Source organism: Leptolinea tardivitalis, assembly GCF_001050275.1.
GTDB classification, from domain to species: Bacteria; Chloroflexota; Anaerolineae; order Anaerolineales; family Anaerolineaceae; genus Leptolinea; species Leptolinea tardivitalis.
Genome location: NZ_BBYA01000009.1, coordinates 283,455 through 305,690 on the forward strand (window position 1 = coordinate 283,455; position 22,236 = coordinate 305,690).

The following is a 22,236-nucleotide window of genomic DNA, read 5'->3' on the forward strand; positions in this document are numbered from 1 at the left end:
GAGGATCAGTCAAATCAATAGTGATATCCTGCCTGCAGGAAATCAATCTGGTTGCCGAGCACCAGGTAAACAATCCGATGTTCCTGAGTCAACCGCCGAAACCAGGCACCTGGTGAGAAACCAGGCACCTGGTGAAAGATATTTCAGAGGCTCCGGCTTTCCAATTCCATTAAACGGATCCCGCAGAATAGCTTCAATTAAATCGAAAGCCCGTATTGCCAACCTGGGATCTGTCTCTACTCAAAAAAAGCAGATCATCAATGAACTCCGGTTGAAATATGGCTGTTTATTCTCCCTTACTCAATACCGGTCTCCCGGCGTAACTCTTCTACCGACATTGGTTTTAAGTCATTTTTCAGAGCCCTTCCCAGAGCTGTAAGCAATCGTTCGGCATTGGCTGGTGATCGCAATAGATAGGCAGTTTCGGATAGACTAGCCAGTTTGAAAGCGGCAATCATGGCTGCCTCTTCTTTCCCCCGTTGTTGAATTAGAACAACTTCACGGTCGTATGTTACCTGATCGAGCAATTTTGCCAATCTGGCACATGCCTGGGTATAGGTTGTCTGAATGGTCATAAAATTTCCTACATGTACAGATTTGCTGTACAGTAACCCCCTTTTTCAGTCAAGGAGTTTATAAATTGATAAGGTAATTTCATTACCTTTGTTATCTTCATTCAAAACCAGCATGTGTACGGTTCGTTTATAATATTGTTTTTAATCATCCTCTACGGCAGATTGGAATTATTTGCAATGACCACAACTTTAACCACCATCATCTTCCAATCTGCCAAACTGGGAGACATCCCGTACCTCATCAAAGAACTTGAATGGGCTCAAAACCTGTTGGATCAGGGGGCAGAACCCGGCCGGATATTTGGCGTTAGTGGAGGGAATTTCGCTGCCCTGGCCTTCGGTCTTGAACTGGCTGCCCGCCGGTCTCCGCAGACCTGGGGTAAGGCAGCCGGAACAGTTGCGGAATTCCGTCAATTTCTTGGTAATGCCCACAGCAGTCATATCCGGTCCCTTAAATTAAATCCAAAGTACGGTTTTTACACACTTAAACCTCTGCGCTGGTGGGTCACATATTACCTATCTGCCCGTACCGGCCGGGCTGACTGGAAAGTCTCTGATCTCAATGTGCCCCTCTACCTGTGTTCACTGGATAGCGGCGCCATCTTCCGCATGTACGGTCCGCCCGATGAGAGCCTGCAATGCGATCACGGCTTTGTTCACATTGATCCTCCGCAGGATGCTCCCCTGCTGGATGCCTGGATTGCCGGATTGAGCACATTACTTTCGACAGATGCACAGACCGTGAATGGCGAATGGCGCTTTGACTGCCGCCCGGGGATTGTGGATGCCGGGGCGATGGTCGCCGATCTTCAAGCGGCCGATCCGCGCCCCATCCTGCGTTCCCAGCCATATACCCGCATTCGGCCGTGGCAGCTCAACTGGTTCACGTCGTCTTTCGTTATGCACTCGCAGCATGAACGCAACCATGCCCTGCTGGCCAGTCTATACCTTGATCTTCTGGGCCGGCATGAAGCGTTGAAGAAGCTGGTAATCACCGCCGATCAGAGGGAGACGGATTCCCCGGTGATCGGTCATGTTGACCTGCCATACATTGGCAGCACGGAAGCCGCCACCAATATGCGTCAGTCTGTGGAAAACCGGGTGGAATTAACCCAGACTTTCACCGCCATCTTGAACGGAGAGCAAGACGGCCAGTCATCTGGAAAATCGGTAGGGCAGCTCGATAATTTCCCCTTCGACCGACCGGCCAATGTCATCTACGGGGCTGGGGGCTTTTCCGGTATTCTTGCCGGCATGGTCACCACGCGGGCTGTGGATGAAGGTTTCGCGCGCGGCGGCGGAGAGATCCGCTATGTCTACGGAGTGTCAGCCGGGGTGTTGAACGGTTTCTTCCATTCCGTGCAGCTGGCTGCCGCCCGTCATCCCGATATCTACAAACCGGCTGCGCTGCATGCGTTGGATGACCTTGAAAACCTGATGGAACATCTCGAACGCAAAAAGTTCATTTCCTATAACAAGAATCCCTTGAAACTCTGGAAGGGATTTGGCAACCTTGGACCGCTTGAGGTGTTTCTACTGGATAGACTGGCTGCCTACACCGGCTCAACCCACCCGGAGAGTATCACCTTTGATGATATTGCCCTCCCATTGACAGTGTCAGCATCACGTAAGGACGGCTATCCGGAATATATGGGTATGACCAATCCTGTGCGTTCGTTTGTGTGGCAAGGACGTACCTGGGAGGTAAGACCGGCGCCGGTGGTGAAAGCCGTGCTGGCCGGTTGGAGTATGAACACTTACATCATCCCAACCCGGTTGAACGATCAGGAGTACACCGATGGCGGCGGCACGTTTTATGATCAGTCCCTGATGGTGGCCTGCTTGGACCGCGAATTGACCAATCTGCTCAATATCCATCTCGACGAACCTTACGGTCATTCCTACAACCTGCCAGAGCATTTTGACCTGTTGAAGACCGTATTTGAAACGCATAACCTGTGTTTTCCAGAAGAGCGCCGCCGTATGCGTAAAATGACAGACCTGCTTTATGAACATTTTGCCCTGCGCAGGCGTGCCGAAATACTGGGCATCAGTCTGCCTCCCGATTTTCGTAAAAACTGGGTGATCGAATATTCCAGAGCTATAGAACTGTAAGGATGCCATGACAACTTCCACCAGACTTTCTTCCAAAACAAAACTGGCGTACGGAGTCGGCGACCTCGGGGCAGCCATTGCCACCGCCATCAATGGGTTCTTTCTGCTGAACTTTCTAATTAATGTGGCCGGATTGCGGCCGGGTATTGCCGGAAATGTTTTTCTGGTGGCGAAAATCTGGGATGCCGTCAATGATCCCATCATTGGCTGGCTGACTGACCGCACCGTGAGCAAGTTCGGGCGCCGCCGGCCGTGGCTGCTGATCGGCGCCATTCCGTTCGGGCTGGCTTTCTTCCTGCAGTGGATTGTTCCGCCCCTGAATGAAACCGGTCTGTTCTGGTATTACCTGCTGATCGCCATCTTGTTGGATACTGCCTATACGGCCGTTAATGTACCGTATGTGTCTCTTACGGCTGAATTGACGCAGGATTATGACGAACGCACCCGCCTTTCTTCTGTCCGGATGGGTTTCTCCATTCTGGGCGGTGTGTTGGCCGCTTTCTTCCACGGCATCATTGTCAGCCAGTTTCCTCAGGATCCCAAGCTGGGGTATATGGTCAGTGCGGCTGTGTGGGCGGTCACTATTGCCGGGCCGTGTTTCATCACCTTCTTCGGTACAAAGGAACCTGATTTCGCCATCAATGCCAAACCTGCGGTTGAAGGCCCTGGGTTCTTTGAAGGTTTGAAGATTGCCTTGAGCAATAAACCTTTCATCCTTGTTACCACGATTTACATGCTCTCCTGGCTGGCCATCCAGTTTGCACAGAATAACTTGCAGCTCTACACCAAAGACTGGATCAAGATGGATATGGGCCTGTTCAGTTTCTTGCTGCTGGCCATACAGTTTTCTTCCTTTATATGGGTGCTCATCTGGGCAAAGGTCAGTGAAAAGATCGGCAAGCAGAATGTATATTACCTGGGCGCGGGCTTCTTTGTCCTCGCCCTGATGGGATTGTTCTTCCTGCAACCGGGGCAGGTTGTCGCTACTTTCGTATTGGCCGTCATTGCCGGGATTGGCATATCCGTCGGTTATCTGGTCCCCTGGAGCATGGTGCCTGATGTGGTCGAGCTGGACGAGCTGGAAACCGGACAGCGGCGCGAGGGTGTATTCTATGGTTTCTTTGTATTCCTCCAAAAAATGGGACTGGCTGTAGGCCTGTTTATATCCGGCTGGGCACTCGAACTTTCCGGATATGTCAATGCCACCCCGGGTCTCCCTGATCCGGTTCAGCCTGCTTCAGCACTTTTTGCCATCCGTGTGCTCATTGGTCCGGCCAGTGCTGTGATCCTTCTGCTCAGTTTCCTGGCGGTGAAGGCTTACCCGATCACCCGTGAAAAGCATGCTGAGATTAAAGTCGAACTGGATAAGCGAAAGAACAATCAACCCATTCCATCAACCTTATTGCCTGAAGAATAATTTGGTGGATGGACATAGATATGACGGGATGACATGAATTTCTTTCTTCTCGCTTTTTGAAGCATAGAAGATATGAAGTAAAATAGATCATATCTTCTATTTATTTGACGGAGAGGTAATGGAAACGGTCAACGATGTTGAATTGCGTGATGAAACTATCTTCCCTGATGATCATGTCCTTTCTGCTATGCTGGGTGATTCTTTTTCTGCCTATCAGGAATTGCTCAAATTGTTTGACGATAACCAGTTGAACTACGGCTGGCGCTTCTATCACGATGTAAACATGTGGCTATGTAAAGTTCAAAAGAAAGAGAAAACCATTGTCTGGATGTCTGCGAAACAGGGGTACGCCCAGGCGACCATCTATTTTCCGGAAAAACATATCGATCAGATTTACACACTGAATATCAGCGAAGAACGTAAGGACCTTATCCGCAATACAAAAAACACGGGTAAATCCAAACCCTGTATCTTCGAGGTCCGGTCAGCAGATGTTCTGACGGATTTTAACGAAGTGATGCAATTCAAAATAAGAGCCAAATAATCGGCGAAAAGGGAGAGGAATCCCTCCACAAGAAAGTAATGCTTCCCGGATAAACCACAAAGAACGCCGTAAGGCGTTCTTTGTCTATTTGGTGTATCAGGGCAACAAAAATCAGTTAGTTGCCAGATGTTTTTTCCTGTCAACATTGAGCCATTGCAGAAGGATTAATCCCAATAGGGGAAGAAGAATTCCCGAAACCAGCTGGTACATGGAGACTACAGCCGAGTATTCTGCGTACATGGTTATGGGCATATTGGCCGCTGTAATACTGGTCAACAAAATCCCTCCGATGGGAACGAGAAGGAATAAACCGGCCAGACAACCCAGCAACCACCCCCATCTCTGTTCAACGAATTGTGAAAATGGTGACTGACGGACAATCCCCAAGGTTTTTTCCCGGGTCAGGGTTTTAACACCCAGCCAGAGAATGACCGGCAGCAGAATGGAAAGAACCACAAACAGGATGCCGCTTGAAAGAATGGATTTTGTAGACATCAGCAGCCACGAACTGCCTGCTCTGGCCAGAAAAGCCCAGACAGTACTGAGTGCCTGAAAGCCCAGGATGCCAATGACCATCCAGCGCAGCCGATGGATCCACAGGCTGCCGGTATTGACCTTTTCAAATTCCGCTTCCAGATTTGCCCCTGTACCGATGCGTCTGGCGGCAATCAGGAAGGCCTCTTCTTCTGATAAGCCGAGGCTGACCAGATGAGAGATACCCATCCGCAGATGGTCTTCGAGTTCATCTATATCATCTGCCAGGATGTTTTCCTGCAGATTCAGTCCGGATTTCCAACGGGAAATCAATTCGTCAAGGTTATGCATACGACCCCTTCCATAGTCTATTCAAGGTATTGTTTACAATCCCCCATTGATGTTTTTCTTCCTGCAAGGCACTGACGCCTTTTTTGTTAAGTCTGTAATACTTCCGTTTTCGTCCGGAATCCATCAATCTCCATTCGGATGTCACCAGCTCTTCTTTTTCCAGGCGGTGAAGCACCGGATACAGCATCCCTTCTGACCAGCTAATTTCTTCTTCCGATAATTCGCTAATACGCTGGATGATTTCATAGCCGTAGCTTTCCCCTTCGGCCAATATGGACAGGATCAACGGTGTGGATGAAGCCGCCACAAGTTCTTTATTCAGCATAGTCCTCCTTTTATACATAACAGTTTTAGGTATTATACATAGAACTGTTAGGTAATGCAAGCCCTCCATATTCACTACAGATCTGTTTGGGACAGATTTGGGGGAGAGTGTTGCAATTTATGATCTACAGGCGGATTGTTGCTCGGTCTGATCCCTGATCAATCGAGATAATCTGACGTTCACCGGCGGCAGTTATTTCATATTCTCCAGGGAATCCACTGAAATGTAAGCAGCCATTTTCATCCGTGAAAAAGTCCGTTTTTTCCAGCCACCATTCGCCTTTAACCCGTTTCAACAGCTCGTCATAGGCCGGTTTGGCCGAACCGTCACGCCGGATCAAACCGCCGGGTGAATTCAACCAGTTGCCGTCCTGCATATCCCACCAGGTGATGCTTTGCACCAGTGGATGGGCAAACAGGGTTTCATAGTGCATCACGGCTTCTATTGCCTGACGTTCCTCGCCTTCCGGTGTTGACGGCCAATCTTTCACCTGATAATCGTTTAAATCAACAATCTCCGGTGGCATCAATTGACCGGAAACCAGGGTGGTTTCTGTAAAATGAATCGGCAGATTGAAACGACTGAATCGTTCCAGAATTTCCAGAGTCTTTTCTACTCCCCAGTAACCCTGATGCATGTGCGATTGAATCCCAATGGCATCAAATTTCACTCCGGCTGCCAGGCATCCCTCTACCAGAATATCATAGGCAACAGATGTATCAAAGTCATTGATTAGGAAGATGGCATCCGGATTTTCTGCCCGGGCAGTCTCGAACATCGTCTTGATAGTCTGTATCCGTCCCATTTCTTTGCAGATGCGGGTGATGCCGTTGTCATACCGGTTAAAAACCGGCATGATCACGGCTTCGTTGATTACATCCCACATATCAATCAAACCACGGAAATCGGAAACCTCGCGGCGGATCCGTTTTTTCTCCTCAGCGAGGATTTCAGAATTGGTAAGGGGAAGCAGCCAGTCGGCGCACAGCGTATGCCAGCACAAAGGATGCCCTTTCACTGTCAAATGATGGTCAAGACACCATTGGGCGGCGTGTTTCAAAGATTCTGTTTTTGGCTGGCCGCGCTGCGGTTCAAATTGACCCCAGTAAAATGGCAGAGTGGCTGCATTAAAGAGAGTGGTGAGCTTTTCCGCCCTGATGTGAGCCTGTTCCAGTGATTTACCCGTGTACTCGTTATTTGCCAGTGGAACGGTATCAAAAGCGGCTGTACCAAAGAGGAATTTGTGATTGATCTGCTTAACGATCGCCGGTTGATTGATGAGGGGTGAACCATCGGTATTTAAGAGAGTGATAGTTGAGTGAAACATACGGCTCTTGAGTTGACTGTTCATTGGTTCCTCCGGTTACGCGATATTTAATCCGTTCGTTTTATTTCACTGATGTAATGGATAGGCGATCCCATCTTACCATGATAGGATTCTTTATAATATCCATGTCTTTTAATCTTCCGGGTTTTATAAAAGACAATCTCTTTATTTCATCCTGACCATTGCTCCAATGGATAAACCCGGATGCAATCAAAATTCATAAAACATGGTCGGTGATTTCCCATGAACGAACAAATCCATGATTATGTAGTCTCAAAAATATCCAGTGCGGCATCAGATGATGACATTATTTATTCCATCTGTCAGGAAAAGGGATTTAATTGGGAAGAAGCCAGCCAATTAGTGGAACAAGTCAAAGAAGAGCACAATGATGACATAGCAACCCGGCAGGCTCCCATTAAAATGTTCTTATCTATTGTTTTCTTTATTTTGGGAATTGTTCTGGTGATTGGTCCTATCCTTTATCTTTGGAATATGTTGGACATGTTAAGGGTTTTATCTGAATTCCTCAATGGCCGCGGTGGTACTCAGTCAGCAATAAAGCTGTTGCAGAGTCGGTGTCTTTTATTGAACTGGTATGAACTGCCTTCCTGGTTTTCCTTAATTGCTCTTGGAGCCGCGATTTTCGCGGCAAACATCCAGTATATTCAAGAATTCTGGAGACAATTGTTGCCAGGTCAGGATTGACTTGAAATATCCAATACGTTCCGGGTAAGACAGAAAAACTTGTTTGGGTTATCATTTTATTCATGGTTGAGCATCAGAATACAGATCTAACTACTTTTTTTATCGGTACTTCCGGCTGGACATATGAACACTGGAAGGGTTGCTTTTACCCGGAAAGCCTGGCCAGGAAAAAATGGTTTGACTTTTACTCCACCCGGTTTAATGCTGTTGAAATCAATGCCACGTTCTACCGGTCATTTCGTGATCAGACGTACCTGAATTGGAAGGCGCATGCCCCGCAGGGATTCGGGTACGTGTTAAAGGTGCCCAAGACCATCACCCACAGAAAATTGCTCAAAGACGTTGAAGTGGACATTCAGGCCTTTTGTCAGTCAGCTGCCCTGTTGGAAGAATCATGGAAAATGGTCCTTTTACAGGTGCCTCCCAATTTGACGTATGATCCGGGGTTGCTGCGCGCTGCCTTGCAAGTGTTCCCGGATCCTTCACGTGTGGCGGTGGAATTTCGACATGATTCCTGGTTCAATGCGGATATTGAACGGTTGTTATCTACGCTTGGCGTAGCTTTTTGCAATGTTGATTCACCCCGTCATGCCTTAACGGATTTCCTTACATCAGAGCGGGCTTATATTCGCCTGCACGGACGCGAACACTGGTATTCGTCCAATTATCCTGATGAAGATCTGGTCTATCTGGCCAGTCTATTGCGCCGGTTGTCTGTCCGCGGTGCCAGAGAGGTCTACGTCTTTTTCAATAATGACTTTGGGGGCTTTGCCCCTGCCAATGCTCTGACATTGAAACGTTTTCTTGACTCTTGAATGTTTTTTGATGGCAGTTCGATTGTTACAATTATTCAAATATGTCTCCATTGCACTTGACTGACCTGAATTTGGTTGCCAATCAAGAAACTTTCCAGAAAATCAAGTAGTAAATAAATATTCGGATAGCTTAATGAGCGAGAAGAAAAAGCAGTATTACATCGTAATAAAAGGCCGGCTGTCGGGTGTTTACACAAAATGGTTCGGTACCGGAGAAGCGGTTGAACAGGTGAAGGATTTCCCTGGAGCGGTGTATAAGGGTTTTTATACGCGTGAGGAAGCCGTCAACTGGTTGGAAACCTTCTCTGAAGATGAGCTTATAAAATCTTCACCTGAGTTGGTGGATTTTATCCACAAAACCACTCCAGAGAACAACGAGCTGACCCTTCCCCCTGTGGAAGAATTTTTGAAAGCCGGAAAAGTGGTCATTTTTACAGATGGCTCTGCCATCGGAAACCCCGGACCCGGTGGATATGGTGTTGTGATGAAATTCAGAGAACATCGTAAAGAACTTTCCGGAGGATTCCGTCAGACGACCAACAACCGTATGGAAATTCAGGCGTGTATTGAAGGCTTGCGGGCATTGAAGCAAAAATCCGATGTGGTGATCATCAGTGATTCGAAGTATGTGGTTGAAAGTATGACCAAGGGTTGGGTCAGACGATGGCAGTCCAATGGCTGGCGTCGTAATGATAAAGAGATGGCCGAAAATATTGATCTTTGGATGCAAATGCTGGATTTGTGCGATCGGCATTCAGTTGAGTTTCGCTGGATCAAAGGGCATAACAACACAAAGGAGAATGAACGTTGTGACCAATTGGCTGTTTCCTTTGCTCAGAGGAATGACCTTCCGGCAGATGTAACATTTGAAAAAGGTCTCTCTGAAAAGGATATGCCTTTATTTTCTTCTTTGAGATAAGCATATTCAAATTGTATAATAAACAAATTGGGCGTGGCATTGGCCCGTAACGTTATTGCCATTGCAGATTTCAGGGAGGAATTCAATGAAAAGGCTGAAATACAGCGTTTTATTCTTTAGCACAATCCTCGCGTATGTAATCTTCCACATTACAGAAGAAGCGCTGGGAAACTTCCCATTATTTATGCATCAAAATTGGGGTATCCCCAATATTGGATATGCCCGCTGGCTTTATCACAACATCATTTTCTTTTTACCTGTATTGATGATTGGTTTCCTGATGTATCTAATTGATGAGAAAAGGATTTATCTGGGGCTCGGCATTACATTCTGGGGAATTCTCAATTTCTTTGAACATACTTTTTATACTATAAAGAACGGCGTTGTCTCACCGGGCTTCTTTTCATCATTGATTTTTGTTGCTCTGGCAATTCTGACAATGATTACACTCGCAAAACAGAAAAACCTTACAAAAAAGATCGTGATCTCTTCGGTTCTTACGGCCGGTGTCTATTGGTTGATATCTATAGCCCTTGTTTTAACCTGTTCCCAACTCGTGGCAAAAATCTTCCAATAATCTGAATGTTCCAGAGCAAGAAATTGATTTTGCACGTAGTTGGTGGTGAATTACCGGTAATACCAAAGATTGGTTGATCTGTATAATGAATATGGATTAAGGGCGGTAGCCACGAAATTTGCATTTTTCATAAGTGGAACCGGGAAGGTGGAAAAATGACCAAATACTCACGTAACCATGTTTTGGTGGTGTTTATTCTTTTAATTCTGGGATTTTCTGGCTGTAGACCTGAACCTGAGCCAACAGTTGAATTTCCGCCGGTCGCCATTCCTGATTCGGAAATCCGGCAGCTCAAATCAACCGCCACCGGACGGTCGTATGATCTGTACATTCGATACCCCAATAATTATGTAAAAGACGGCGGTTTAAAATACCCGGTCCTCTATCTGCTGGATGCCCAGTGGGATTTTAAAATGCTGGATTCGATTTACGGCTGTCTGGAGTATGACGGATATATTCCTTCAATTTTTATCGTGGGGATTACATACTCAGGCAAAGATGTTGACTATAACGCTCTTCGGGCTATGGACTTTACCCCTGTACATGATGACACCGTTCGCGGCTCCGGCGATGCTCCCAAGTTCTTATCCTTCATCAAGACAGAATTAATGCCTTTTATTGAGTCAAATTACCGCATTGATACCAGCAAACAGGTTTTGATGGGTAGTTCGTACGGCGGTACTTTTACCCTCTATACCCTGTTTACAGAGCCTAGTCTTTTCAAAGGATATGTTGCGTCAAGTCCGGTTACTGTGTATGGCAACCGGTTTGCGTTTGATCAGGAAGAAAACTATGCCGCCAGCCATAAAGAACTGCCTGCACGATTATTTATTGGTGTAGGCGGGGATGAGAATCTACTGGAACCGGTAAAATCATTCATCAACGTGCTGGAAAAAAGGAATTATGCCGGTCTCAAGATGGAAACACGGATCATAGAGGGTGCTGCACATTCCAGTAATAAACCAGAAGTGTACACCCGGGGATTGAAATTCGTGTTTCTCGATGTGCCCTGATTTAATGAATCATCTTTTACCGGTAATTTGTATGGCAAATTCCTTCATCGTTGATGTGAAGTATTTTTGTCTGTGATAAATCAGACAAAATTTTCGGCGCAATTTCAGTTCAGATATTGGAACAATATGGATAGTCTTTTCCATAAGTTCCTGTTGAATTGCCACGATAGGTAATACACCCAGCCCAAGGTTATTCAGTACAGCAAGTTTGATAGCTTCTGTGCTGTTATAAACACCAGCTTCTTTCCATGGAATGCCAGCTGCATTCATCTGAGTTGTAAAAATTTCCTTTGTGCCGCTGCCATCCTCCCGAACAATAAAAGGGAATTCAGCCAATTGCTCTGGTTTCACTGATGGTAATTTCATCAAAGGATGTTTGGAAGAGCAAACAATAGCCAGATCATCATATAAAAAAGTTTCCTCCAGGATATCGTCTGAGTGAACCATGCCTTCTACCAGTCCAAAATCCAGCTTATCTTCCAACAAAAGGCTTTCAATCTCGCGGGTATTATCTACCCTGGAAAAGATTTCCACATCAGGAAAGCGATCTTTATATTTCGCAATTGCATCGGGAAGAAAATAGGCACCCACGGTTTGGCTTGCTCCGATGCGTAAGATTCCGGCATGGTTTAAGTCAGATAGTTCTTTTTTTGCCTGAGCTTCCAGATTAATAATATGCCGTGCATAAGACTGCAACCGTTTCCCTGCTTCCGTGAGGAATAATCGGTGATTTAATCTTTCAAATAGACGTGTATCGTAATACTTCTCCAGATCACTTATCATTTGGCTCACAGAGGGTTGACTCATATACAGTGATTTGGCTGCCATGGTCATGTTCATATAGTCGCAAACTGATAAAAAAACAGTTAAATGTCGAATATTCATAAGTAAATCCTTATGAATATTATCATATCATACTATTTTACATATTCTTATTTTCTATTTATTATCCAGAAATACTTACAATACAAGGTGAATTAAATATGTGGATTAAAAAGTTTTCCATCCTGGCAGGTATCTCTCTATCTTTGGCATTAGCCACAGTTGGTTACTGGCTCGGTAAAATATTCCCTATTATTGGTGGAGCTGTATTTAGTATTCTTCTGGGAATCCTGCTGGCTTCCGTCTGGAAACGTCCTGCTTTTTTTGAAACTGGCATCCGTTTCACATCAAAATATATCCTTCAATTGGCTGTAATCTTACTGGGTTTCGAAATGAGTATTGGCAGTGTACTGGTTGTCGGGAGACAATCGCTCTGGGTAATTATCGTGACACTGTCCACGTCATTTCTTGTCGTTTTTCTTGCAGGTCGTTTTCTGAAAGTCAATAGAACACTGCGAGTGTTGATTGGTGTTGGAACTGCCATTTGCGGTGGATCTGCTATAGCAGCCGCATCTTCTGCCATTCAGGCGAAAGATCAAGATGTTTCATACTCGATTTCCACCATTTTCCTTTTCAATGTAATTGCTGTATTTCTGTTCCCCCCTATGGGCAGACTACTGGGTTTGTCGGATACCGGTTTTGGTATGTGGGCTGGAACGGCAATCAATGATACATCGTCAGTTGTTGCAGCCAGTTATGCCTTCAGTAATGCAGCCGGCAACTTCGCTACGATAGTAAAACTGACTCGCAGTTTAATGATTGTGCCTATCACGCTAATTCTGGCAATTGCTTACGCACGAATCAATGGCGATAAAAACAAATTTTCCTTTATAAAAGTGTTTCCCTGGTTTGTTATCGGATTTTTAGCAACCGCCATTGTTACCAGTTTGGGATTTATCCCGGCAGAAAATTCCCATTTTCTTGCTTGGATTGGTAAGTTCTTGATAATGACTGCTATGGCAGCGATTGGGTTAAACACCAATATTCAGAAATTTATCACAGCTGGTCCACGGGCATTATCATTGGGGGGCATTACCTGGCTGGCCGTTATGGGATCTTCATTGGCTATCCAACTTGCCAGTCGAATCTGGTAAAAATGAATTAGAAAGTATCTTTAAGGATAAACCGCAGGGATTTTGATCTGACTTTACTTTCCGTCTAGAACAATAATACCTGAATGAAGGCTTAAAAGCAGACCGCAGAATTTTCTGCGGTCTGCTTTCCCATTACTTCTTTGGAGTATGATTCGAAAAACCTCAGGCTAATCTGGCCGTTAACTTCATCTCCACTGCGGATAGAGCCTGGGAAACCGGGCATCCAGCTTTAGCCTGTTCGGCAAACTCGACAAAGGTTTTTTCATCAATACCGGGAACTTCACCAATAGTCGAAAGTTCAATCAGGGTGATTTTAGGACCATCGCCCAGATGTACTTTGGCGGTGGTGGAAATGCGGGTGGGGGTGTGATTGGCTTTGGACAGGATGGCTGAGAGGAACATGGAAAAGCACCCTGCATGGGCGGCACCGATCAATTCTTCCGGGTTTGTACCCGGGCCATCTTCAAAGCGGGAAGCACGGGTAAAACTGCCTTCATAAGCGCCCGATCCAAGGCGCATAGTTCCCTTACCGTCAACTAGATTTCCATTCCATACGGCCGATGATTCTCGAATTGCCATTTGAACGCTCCTTTTGCGTATTAATTATTTTTATAAAAAGAGCGTAGCATGATGACGGCACAGGTTCAATACAAGGTATCATCTTTTTCAAATATTCCTTTAGCCTGAATTGTTCACAAAAAAGGCAGAAGATCCATTTGAATTCAAGTTCGGTTGTAATAGATTTGATTCGCTTACATTTGAGTCGGGTGATAATATTCACGCCTGCCAGATGAAATGACGTAATACATAACTTTTCACAGCTTTTAATTGGCTGATTGAATTCACACACCAGAATCAACAGGAAATTTACAGAATCTACAAAGAAAGGATTACTGCCATTTTGCAGTAACTTAATAGCATGGATGCACAAACCCTGTCTGAGCGAGTGGAACGGTTACGCATCACTTTTCGGAGTGGAAAAACACGCTCTATTGAGTACCGTCAGTCTCAATTGCTGGCCCTTAAGAGAATGTTGACGGAATGCAGTTCTGATTTTGATACTGCGTTGAAGGCAGATTTGAATAAGAGCACTTTCGAATGTTATGCCACTGAGGTCGGGTTTCTTCTGGGAGAAACCAACCATGCATTGGAACATCTTAAGACATGGATGCAGCCTCTGGAAAAAAGCACACCGGTATTCCTTCAACCGGCAAAGAGCCGGGTGGTCTTTGAACCGCTGGGGGTGGCATTAATTCTGGGAGCCTGGAATTATCCAATTCAGCTTACGCTCGGTCCTCTCGTGGCTGCCATCGCTGCCGGCAACGCTGCCGTCATCAAGCCGCCGCGCACGGCAAAAAACACTTTTCAAACCATTGCCCGGATTTTGCCTCAATACCTTGACCCCGATGCATACATGGTGATTGATGATGACACAGCCAATGACCTTATCCTGAATGAACGCTGGGATAAGATCTTTTTCACCGGAAGTGCAGAGGTAGGCCGGATCGTCATGCAGGCGGCGGCCAAACATCTAACCCCCGTTACATTGGAACTGGGTGGCAAGAGTCCAGCGCTGGTGGATGAAACAGCCAATTTACGGGTCGCCGCCCGCCGCATCGTTCAGGGGAAATTTTTCAATGCGGGGCAGACCTGTGTGGCACCTGATTATATTCTGGTGCAAGAAAACATCCTTGATAAACTGATTTCCGAACTGACCTGGGCTTTACATGAATTCTATGGAGATGATCCCCGGGAAAGTGATGAATATGCCCGGATTATCAATGTAAAACAATTTGATACCCTGATTGGCTACCTTTCCGATGGCGATATTGTTATTGGCGGGCAGTCTGATCGCGAGCAACGCTATATCGCACCTACGATTTTGAAAAACGTTTCTCCCGAAGCACCCGTTATGCAATTCGAAATCTTTGGTCCCATATTGCCGGTATTGCCGGTCAAAGATATGGATCACGCTTTGCAATTTGTTCAACAACGCGAGAAACCCCTGGCTTTTTATGTGTTTTCGGAAAACAGGGCGGAAGTGGAAAAAATTCTGAACAATTCGACATCCGGCGGTGTGTGTGTAAACGAGACGATCAACCACCTGGTGGTACCCGGTCTGCCATTTGGTGGAGTGGGCAACAGTGGCATGGGGAAATATCACGGTGAATGGGGTTTCAGGGAATTCTCTAATGCCCGGGCTGTTTTGGATCATGAGACCAGTTTTGATCCGTCTCTGCGGTATCCACCTTATGGAACCGAAAAATTGAACCGCATGAAGAAGTTGATGGAAATGCGTATTCCTTATCTGTTTGAAGGTCTGGTTGGCAGGTTATTGCGCCGCCAGGGAGATAAAATATTGCAGTTTATAAAGTAATGTTGACCGAAAAAAATAAAAAAGAATCTGACAATCAAAGGCTCGATTGTCAGATTCTTGTATAAACATGATGGGTATGGTATTCACAAATCATCCTGATGGAACATTTAAAGACCACATGGGATTTGAAGGTAAAATTATCTATCACAACATACTTCACTCAAATCCCATGGGGGAAAAACATGAGCACGCCCGACAACCAAGTTTTCCATTCCGAAAGTCAGAATTGGTTGCAACGTCATCCACTGGTCTCGTATTTCTGTCTGGCTTATGCGATTTCCTGGATATTGAGCATCCCGTTTATTCTATCTGAATGGGGTATTCTGAGTGGAGATTTCAGACCATTCTTTATTGTAAAATCGTTCGGGCCTTTTCTGGCTGCCTATATCTTGACAGGTTTTCTTGAAGGGAAAGACGGCGTAAAACGGTTTCGGAAATCTGTACGGCAATGGCAAACAGGCTGGTTGTGGTATCTGATTACGTTGCTGGTTATTCCGGCTTTGCTCCTGGGGGGATTCTTATCCAACCTGGATCGTTGGCCGGATTCAAAGGAATCACACCTCTTATTCTGGTAAATTATGCTGTAACCTACCTGGTCGTGTTCTTTGGCGGGGGGCCGCTTGGAGAAGAACCTGGTTGGCGTGGTTTTGCCCTTCCCCGGTTGCAGAAACAATATGGCCCGTTGGCGGGCACATTGATCTTGAGTGCGTTGTGGACCTGCTGGCACCTGCCCGATTTTTTGACGTCAGCCCAGGGCGGCGGGCCGGGGACGGGTATTTCTGCGTTTCTGGTCAATTTCCCGATTTTTCTTGCCCTGGTCACAGCCATTGCTGTCATTCTGACGTGGATCTTCAATAACACCAGGGGTAGCGTTTTCCTGTCTATATTGGCGCATGCCAGCGTGAATACTCCACAGGTTGTGCTGGTACCGCTTTTCTCGGCTGTTACGACTACCAGCTTGAATCTGGCCGCCTTGATCGGATTCAGCCTTCCTGCCGTAGTACTTTTACTCGTTACCCACGGTAAACTGGGTTATACCTTAAAAGACTAAAAGTTCTCGCAGGAAAATATCATACGGCTACCCGTATTTTTCGTCGCGTATTATATAAAAGTGCAATAACTATTTGACATGGATCTGCCTGTTGCTTTTTTTTAAATCTCTTAATTATGTAAAAATCACAATCTAATGTACAATAATAATCGCGAATAAAAAGATTTCTGGGGGAAACAGACGTCTTTCGGAAAGGAGATGATGTTCAGACATACTGCTCCTGCTTTTGGTTTAAAAGATGAATATATATTTTTCAGGAGGAAAGTTATGCAAAAAAGGTTTTTATGTCTGGTAAGCGTAATTCTGATTCTTGCATTCTCGCTTTCCGCTTTTGCACCGGCTGCACCCGCTGTCCAGAAGAAACAGGTTGAAGTCTTCTCCTGGTGGGTTGGCCCTGGCGAAGCTGATGGTCTGGCTGCCATGGTAAAAGTCTTTAACGCAAAGTATCCTGATATTACCTTCGTTAATGCTGCCGTGGCTGGTGGTGCCGGTACAAACGCCAAAGCGGTTTTGCAGACCCGCCTTGCCGCCAATGACGCACCAGATTCCTGGCAAGCCCATGCCGGTCAGGAAACCATCGCCAACTATGTGGCAGCGAATCAGGTTGCACCTTTAGACGACCTGTTCAAAACTACCGGTTTAAATGACGTTCTTCCAAAGACCCTCCTTCCATTAATTTCGAAAGACGGTCATCCTTATAGCGTTCCGGTTAATATTCACCGTTCCAACGTCCTGTGGTTCAACCCGAAAGTCTTAAAAGATGCCGGTGTAACGGCCAATCCCAAGACTGATTTCAAAACCTGGGACGATTTCTTCGCCGCCTGCGATAAGATCAAGGCCGCCGGAAAGACCTGCCTTTCCATGGGTGCTCCCTGGACGGCCATTCACCTCTTTGAGAATGTGATGATCGGAACCATTGGTCCTGATAAATGGAACGGCCTATGGTCGAACCCACCAACCACTGACTGGGCTGGCGCCGATGTAAAGAAAGGCATTGCCAATTTTGCCAAAGCCCTCTCTTACACAAACCCCGATGCCTCTACACTATCTGACTGGCAGCCGGCTTCCAAGATGGTTTCTGATGGCGATGCCGCCTTCAACATCATGGGTGACTGGGCATACGGCTATTACGCCAACCCGGCTCCGAACGGCCTGGCTCTGAAACCCCATGAACAATTTGACTGGGCGGTCTCTCCGGGAACCTATGGCGTCTTCAACTTCCTGGCAGACAGCTTTGTTTTACCCGCCAAGGCCAAGAATGCGGAAGGCACCAATGCCTGGTTGACTGTTGCCGCTTCCAAGGAAGGTCAGGAAGCCTTCAACCCGTTGAAAGGTTCCATCTGCGCCCGTACTGATTGCGATATGAGCAAATTCAGTGAATATTCCAAAGATACGGCCAAAGACTGGTCTTCCAATACAGTGGTTGGCAGTTTGCAGCATGGTGTGGTTGCTGCACCTGCCTGGGCTACGAAGATCGGAACCGCTATGGGATTGTTCCAGGCGAGTAAATTGGACGATGCCGCACAGGCTGACTTCCAAAAAGCCCTTGCCGATGCCTGCAAGTCTGACGGCACCTGCAAGAAATAATCCTGAATATATCTACACAAGCATGGGGCGGCTCTTTTTGAGCCGCCCATTCTTACCCAATCAAATCATTTTGCCTCTTTTGATACCCCGTCAATTGTATGGTCCAAAATCCTTGCGAAGGAGATTTTGTTGAAATGCAAAGAATAATCGGCAGAAAGAGAGACAAGATATGTCATTGAAATTCAAGCTGAATATTCCACATCTTATCCTCTCGGTTATTCTGATGGCTGTAGGAATTTCGGCCATCTTTGCTCTTTCAAAGATCGACCTGATCCTTTTTGAAAAGAACTTCACCTCCATTGGTATTCTGTTGGCCGCTCTTATTTTTTATAGTGGCATCATTCTGATTGTTATGATGTTTGAAAACGAGACTCTTCTTTCCATCTCGTTGCTTTTCCCTTCTGTTGTGGCTGTGGCCATCTTTGTATATGGGTTTATCGGCTGGTCAATACGGGTTTCACTGAGCAAATGGAAGGGCTTAACTCCAGATTTCACCTGGGTGGGACTTGCACAATATCAGGAATTGTTCAAGGACCCCCGTTTCCTGATTGATGTCCGTAATACAGTGATGTTCACGGTACTTTTCATTGCCGGGTGTCTGATCATTGGTCTAACACTGGCCATCCTGCTGGATCAGAAATTAAAAGGAGAATCGATTTTTCGAAGCATTTTCCTCTTCCCCATGTCCATCTCATTCATCGCCTCCGGTGTGGTGTGGGGCTGGTTGATGAACCCGGCCACCGGAAGCCGCACGGCTGGTATCAACCTGATATTCAAATCTCTGGGATTGAATTCTCTGATCAGCCTGTGGCACTCCACGCCGCAGCCGTGGGGGATGGCCTTCACAGTCATACCGGCGGTTTGGATGCTCTCTGGATATACCATGGCCCTGTATCTGGGCGGCATGCGGGCCATATCAGATGACCTGCGGGAAGCCGCCCGCGTGGATGGGGCGAGCGAATTTGAAATCTACCGGTATATTGTGTTCCCCATGCTGCAGCCGGTCACCCTCAGTGCAGTCATCATTCTGGGTCATATGTCGTTGAAGATTTTCGACCTTATCGTTGCATTGGGAAATAAGGATATCCGGTTGGATGTTCCGGGTATCTACATGTGGGTGACAACTTTTGATGGTACGAATTACGCCCAGGGAGCGGCGATCGGTGTGTTGATGTTAATCAGTGTTGCCATACTGGTTATTCCATACCTGGTTCAGAATATCCGCACGGAGACAGAACTATGACCCATCGCAAACCTGTTGTTTCAGTTCTGTACTATACGTTTCTTATCGCGTTGATGCTGGTCTATCTTCTGCCTATATATCTGTTGCTGCTTACAGGGTTTAAGCCGTTTGACCAGGTGGATTTAAAAACCATGTGGAACCTGCCGGTTGGTGGGTTATATATTGATAACTTCATTGCAGGGTACAAGCAATTGGCGCCCAACATTGATAACAGCCTCAAGATGGTCATCCCTGAGGCCCTCCTTTCGGCTTTGCTGGGTTCCATCAATGGCTACCTGCTGGCAAAATGGAAATTTAAGGGCTCCAATCTCCTGTTTAGTCTGATTCTGTTCGGGATGTTCATTCCGTATCAAAGCATCTTGATCCCGCTGGTGAAATTCATGCAGTCCATTAACCTGTACGGTGACCTGCCCGGTCTGGTAATGGTGCACATCATTTATGGTATTCCCATCACCACGTTGATCTTCCGGAATTACTATGCCGGTATTTCTTCCGAAATTCTGGAAGCCGGGCGCATTGACGGAGCCAGCCTGCTTGGACTGTACCGTTACATCATGTTCCCGCTATCCGCGCCCAGTTTTGCCGTGGTCATCATCTGGCAGTTCACCCAGGCCTGGAATGAATTCCTGTTTGCCGTGGTGCTCACCAACCAGTCCAACTGGCCGGTGACGGTGGCATTGAACAATCTGGCTGGCAGTCAACTGGTGCAGTGGAACGTACTGATGGCAGCCACGTTTATGGCTGCTCTGCCCACCATGCTGGTCTACATTTTCCTCGGCCGGTTCTTCCTGCGCGGCTTGATGGCCGGAGCATTGAAAGAGTAAATTCTCTTTATCAACCGTACTTGACAAGAAACAAGCCCACCATTTTGAGATAGATTGGTAAGGTGGACTTGTTTTTGAATCTCATTTTTCCTTCATAGGATCAGGGATCTTTATTCCGTAACAGGATATTCGATTACCAGTCCAATCGAATGGGATATCTGATTCATTTCTTTGGGCGTAAGCGAACCTATTTTCTTTATAAACCGAATGGTTGAAACAGACCGGATTTGAAATGTATCTGCACTGGATCTTTTCTGTAAGCCGTTTTTCGGCGTTGGATTGATCTTAACCATCCAGGGTGCTTGTTGGTAATGCAATTTTCAATCCGTGAGGGGGCACCACGATACGGAGAGGTAGTTTTCCGATGGCATTACTGCTGACAATCGCAACAGGACAAGTTTTCTTGATCTCTGCTCCAATGGTGGGATCAAAGTTGATCAACCAGATTTCGCCTCTATCCATGGATTACGTCATCACCATTCAATGCAGTCATATCTGTGAGGTCGGAGTCGGTGGAATAATCGGCAAGCAATGCATCGGCTGCCATCGCCATTTCTTTATGGTTTGAAACCTGAGTTGTGAATTTAAGTACTTTCGAACAAGTTCAGAAAAAGAAAGCCCATCTTTGTCTGCGATTTTTTTATAAATCGCTCTGTTCTTTTTCGAGTATCACCTGTTTACGGACATAATTTATTGACATCATATCCTCGCTTTTGGTTGTTACATATTATCAACACAATTGAGTGTGTATTGAAAATACACACTCAATTGGTAGAATACACCAACAATCTGTTTAAGAGGATTTTTTCCGGTGGAAAAAGATACCAACAGAATGACTCTTTACATGAAATGTATAAATTTAGATGTAAGTAAATTCAGACGAGAGGTTTCACTTCACGGCGAATAACCCGATCACAGTATCAAACATCTTGCGAGAATCGGCCAGTGCTTTCTCAAACCAGGCCGATTCTGAAGGCAGATACAGCTCGCGGAATTCATTTTTCACCCATTCAGCCGCTTCCGGGCTGCCGCCTTGCTGGTTGAGCTGGTTTTTCAGTATGGTAATGCGCAGGCTGCGGGCTGCCTGTATGGTGGAATCACCATAGGTACCGAATTCACAGGTGGCGGCAAAGAATTTTGCTTCGGGAAATTCGCGGGCAGCCAGCTGGTATTCCCAATCGATCATATCGCCTTGCATGGTATAAAATTCGTCCGGGTTGGCAGCGGCTACCCGCGGGGTGCCATAGCAGGCGGCAAGTTCCGCGGCTGGCCGCTTCTCATACGGCGAGGTGACCAGGGTCATCTGGTCGCGCGGACCGTACCCGGTGTGCATGTCAAGGTGGGAGATGTCTTTATAACCGGTAAAACCCTGCCGGTACACAGTCATCATGGTATCTGTCTCCGGTTGTCTGTCAAATCCGCCAAAATATATACCTTCCGGATGGTTGTATTGCCCCATCAAAGCGGCTTCACGTATGCGCCGGGGACCGAATACGGCGAAGTTCCTTATTGTTCTGCCGATAAATCCCAGCTTTGAACCGGCCAGATTGTTGAGCGGTTCTTGCGGTTGGAAGTAGGGCATAAGCGCCGGGTAGTCAGGATTGGTTTGCTTCAATCGGGCAAAATCACCATCAAAGAAGTTGCGGTTAAGGTCAACATTGGACGAATTCTGGCGTTCCCAATTGTGCATCCCCCAGGGATTAATAGCATGAATCAACAAGAGGCCTGTGGTTTGTGGATCCAGCCTGTGGACGTATTCCTCAAAGAACAATTCCATCACGGCTGAACCGAGAAAACCCTCTATACCATGTTCGCCGGTGGTGATGACCAGCAGCCGGTCTTTGGAAACGGATGGTTCGCAGGTGATCACATCGGTTGTCAGATTGGGATCAACAACCAAAGGCAAACTGGTCAGGCGGGTTGCCGGCCAGCGGCTGGTCAAGTCAGCCAGATGTGCCTGAAATCGGGAACGTGATGTCAGATAGGAATCAGGGATAGTGGTCATAAAGGATTGCCTT

At 46.6% G+C, this 22,236-nt stretch carries 24 protein-coding genes and 1 pseudogene; 15 read left to right on the plus strand and 10 right to left on the minus strand.

Translation table 11 applies throughout. The annotated features are described in order from the left end of the window. Nucleotides 1-14 precede the first annotated feature (14 nt). Nucleotides 15-280, minus strand: a pseudogene (locus LTAR_RS17640) (Txe/YoeB family addiction module toxin). A gap of 16 nt (nucleotides 281-296) precedes the next feature. Then, nucleotides 297-575, minus strand: a complete 279-nt coding sequence (locus LTAR_RS08620; RefSeq protein WP_062421795.1) for a type II toxin-antitoxin system Phd/YefM family antitoxin — start codon at nucleotides 573-575, stop codon at nucleotides 297-299. Between the two features lie 177 nt (nucleotides 576-752). Between LTAR_RS08620 and LTAR_RS08625 the strand changes: the two genes are divergently transcribed. The 3 genes from LTAR_RS08625 (at nucleotide 753) to LTAR_RS08635 (ending at nucleotide 4,651) form a co-directional block, all read left to right on the plus strand. Beyond that, entirely contained in the window at nucleotides 753-2,690 is a 1,938-nt protein-coding gene (locus LTAR_RS08625) for a patatin-like phospholipase family protein (RefSeq protein WP_062421796.1), read from the plus strand. A gap of 7 nt (nucleotides 2,691-2,697) precedes the next feature. Further along, nucleotides 2,698-4,107: an MFS transporter gene (locus LTAR_RS08630; RefSeq protein WP_062421797.1), complete on the plus strand. Its 1,410-nt coding sequence runs from the start codon at nucleotides 2,698-2,700 to the stop codon at nucleotides 4,105-4,107. A 118-nt stretch (nucleotides 4,108-4,225) separates the two neighbouring features. Next, complete coding sequence (locus LTAR_RS08635) at nucleotides 4,226-4,651, plus strand: DUF3788 family protein (RefSeq protein WP_062421798.1); 426 nt, start codon at nucleotides 4,226-4,228, stop codon at nucleotides 4,649-4,651. Between the two features lie 111 nt (nucleotides 4,652-4,762). Here LTAR_RS08635 and LTAR_RS08640 read toward each other — a convergent pair whose 3' ends face one another. The 3 genes from LTAR_RS08640 to LTAR_RS08650 form a co-directional block, all read right to left on the minus strand. Further along, nucleotides 4,763-5,476 carry a permease prefix domain 1-containing protein gene (locus tag LTAR_RS08640; RefSeq protein ID WP_062421799.1) on the minus strand — a complete coding sequence of 238 codons (714 nt, stop codon included), beginning with the start codon at nucleotides 5,474-5,476 and terminating at the stop codon, nucleotides 4,763-4,765. Next, nucleotides 5,469-5,801: a PadR family transcriptional regulator gene (locus LTAR_RS08645; RefSeq protein ID WP_062421800.1), complete on the minus strand. Its 333-nt coding sequence runs from the start codon at nucleotides 5,799-5,801 to the stop codon at nucleotides 5,469-5,471. The genes LTAR_RS08640 and LTAR_RS08645 overlap by 8 nt, the downstream gene beginning before the upstream one ends. A gap of 124 nt (nucleotides 5,802-5,925) precedes the next feature. Beyond that, nucleotides 5,926-7,152, minus strand: a complete 1,227-nt coding sequence (locus LTAR_RS08650; protein ID WP_062421801.1) for an endo-1,4-beta-xylanase — start codon at nucleotides 7,150-7,152, stop codon at nucleotides 5,926-5,928. A 219-nt stretch (nucleotides 7,153-7,371) separates the two neighbouring features. Between LTAR_RS08650 and LTAR_RS08655 the strand changes: the two genes are divergently transcribed. From LTAR_RS08655 to LTAR_RS08675, 5 genes are all read left to right on the plus strand, one after another. Continuing rightward, nucleotides 7,372-7,836: a hypothetical protein gene (locus LTAR_RS08655; protein ID WP_062421802.1), complete on the plus strand. Its 465-nt coding sequence runs from the start codon at nucleotides 7,372-7,374 to the stop codon at nucleotides 7,834-7,836. A 62-nt stretch (nucleotides 7,837-7,898) separates the two neighbouring features. Next, complete coding sequence (locus LTAR_RS08660; RefSeq protein ID WP_062421803.1) at nucleotides 7,899-8,651, plus strand: DUF72 domain-containing protein; 753 nt, start codon at nucleotides 7,899-7,901, stop codon at nucleotides 8,649-8,651. A gap of 133 nt (nucleotides 8,652-8,784) precedes the next feature. Next, on the plus strand, nucleotides 8,785-9,570 hold the full coding sequence (gene rnhA / locus LTAR_RS08665; protein WP_081419899.1) for a ribonuclease HI: 786 nt from the start codon (nucleotides 8,785-8,787) through the stop codon (nucleotides 9,568-9,570). 85 nt (nucleotides 9,571-9,655) lie between these two features. Further along, on the plus strand, nucleotides 9,656-10,147 hold the full coding sequence (locus tag LTAR_RS08670) for a hypothetical protein (protein WP_062421804.1): 492 nt from the start codon (nucleotides 9,656-9,658) through the stop codon (nucleotides 10,145-10,147). A gap of 155 nt (nucleotides 10,148-10,302) precedes the next feature. Further along, on the plus strand, nucleotides 10,303-11,160 hold the full coding sequence (locus LTAR_RS08675) for an alpha/beta hydrolase (RefSeq protein WP_062421805.1): 858 nt from the start codon (nucleotides 10,303-10,305) through the stop codon (nucleotides 11,158-11,160). Nucleotides 11,161-11,169: 9 nt separating this feature from the next. Here the strand turns inward: LTAR_RS08675 and LTAR_RS08680 are convergent, their stop codons facing one another. Then, a complete protein-coding gene (locus LTAR_RS08680) occupies nucleotides 11,170-12,045 on the minus strand; it encodes a LysR family transcriptional regulator (RefSeq protein WP_062421806.1) in 876 nt (291 codons plus the stop codon). 98 nt (nucleotides 12,046-12,143) lie between these two features. Here LTAR_RS08680 and LTAR_RS08685 point away from each other — a divergent pair, with 98 nt between their 5' ends. Next, a complete protein-coding gene (locus tag LTAR_RS08685) occupies nucleotides 12,144-13,136 on the plus strand; it encodes a YeiH family protein (protein WP_062421807.1) in 993 nt (330 codons plus the stop codon). Between the two features lie 162 nt (nucleotides 13,137-13,298). On the opposite strand, the gene LTAR_RS08690 is transcribed toward LTAR_RS08685, so the two are convergent. Continuing rightward, nucleotides 13,299-13,715, minus strand: a complete 417-nt coding sequence (locus LTAR_RS08690) for an OsmC family protein (protein ID WP_062421808.1) — start codon at nucleotides 13,713-13,715, stop codon at nucleotides 13,299-13,301. 340 nt (nucleotides 13,716-14,055) lie between these two features. On the opposite strand from LTAR_RS08690, the gene LTAR_RS08695 reads away from it, so the two are divergent. The 6 genes from LTAR_RS08695 (at nucleotide 14,056) to LTAR_RS08715 (ending at nucleotide 20,218) form a co-directional block, all read left to right on the plus strand. Further along, complete coding sequence (locus tag LTAR_RS08695; protein WP_062421809.1) at nucleotides 14,056-15,513, plus strand: aldehyde dehydrogenase family protein; 1,458 nt, start codon at nucleotides 14,056-14,058, stop codon at nucleotides 15,511-15,513. A gap of 182 nt (nucleotides 15,514-15,695) precedes the next feature. After that, nucleotides 15,696-16,088, plus strand: a complete 393-nt coding sequence (locus tag LTAR_RS17250) for a hypothetical protein (RefSeq protein ID WP_201775963.1) — start codon at nucleotides 15,696-15,698, stop codon at nucleotides 16,086-16,088. Then, nucleotides 16,049-16,564: a CPBP family intramembrane glutamic endopeptidase gene (locus tag LTAR_RS17255; RefSeq protein ID WP_201775964.1), complete on the plus strand. Its 516-nt coding sequence runs from the start codon at nucleotides 16,049-16,051 to the stop codon at nucleotides 16,562-16,564. The genes LTAR_RS17250 and LTAR_RS17255 overlap by 40 nt, the downstream gene beginning before the upstream one ends. 267 nt (nucleotides 16,565-16,831) lie before the next feature. After that, nucleotides 16,832-18,151, plus strand: coding sequence for an ABC transporter substrate-binding protein (locus LTAR_RS08705; RefSeq protein ID WP_062422005.1), 1,320 nt, complete (start codon nucleotides 16,832-16,834; stop codon nucleotides 18,149-18,151). Between the two features lie 169 nt (nucleotides 18,152-18,320). Next, on the plus strand, nucleotides 18,321-19,394 hold the full coding sequence (locus LTAR_RS08710; protein ID WP_236686594.1) for a carbohydrate ABC transporter permease: 1,074 nt from the start codon (nucleotides 18,321-18,323) through the stop codon (nucleotides 19,392-19,394). Beyond that, nucleotides 19,391-20,218 carry a carbohydrate ABC transporter permease gene (locus LTAR_RS08715; RefSeq protein ID WP_081419900.1) on the plus strand — a complete coding sequence of 276 codons (828 nt, stop codon included), beginning with the start codon at nucleotides 19,391-19,393 and terminating at the stop codon, nucleotides 20,216-20,218. Before LTAR_RS08710 ends, LTAR_RS08715 begins: the two co-directional genes overlap by 4 nt. Before the next feature lie 110 nt (nucleotides 20,219-20,328). On the opposite strand, the gene LTAR_RS17645 is transcribed toward LTAR_RS08715, so the two are convergent. From LTAR_RS17645 to LTAR_RS08725, 3 genes are all read right to left on the minus strand, one after another. Next, on the minus strand, nucleotides 20,329-20,511 hold the full coding sequence (locus tag LTAR_RS17645; RefSeq protein ID WP_369409634.1) for a type II toxin-antitoxin system PemK/MazF family toxin: 183 nt from the start codon (nucleotides 20,509-20,511) through the stop codon (nucleotides 20,329-20,331). Continuing rightward, nucleotides 20,504-20,680, minus strand: a complete 177-nt coding sequence (locus tag LTAR_RS17265; RefSeq protein ID WP_201775966.1) for a type II toxin-antitoxin system PemK/MazF family toxin — start codon at nucleotides 20,678-20,680, stop codon at nucleotides 20,504-20,506. The genes LTAR_RS17645 and LTAR_RS17265 overlap by 8 nt, the downstream gene beginning before the upstream one ends. A 427-nt stretch (nucleotides 20,681-21,107) precedes the next feature. Continuing rightward, a complete protein-coding gene (locus LTAR_RS08725; RefSeq protein ID WP_062421810.1) occupies nucleotides 21,108-22,223 on the minus strand; it encodes a M14 family metallopeptidase in 1,116 nt (371 codons plus the stop codon). Nucleotides 22,224-22,236: the final 13 nt, after the last annotated feature.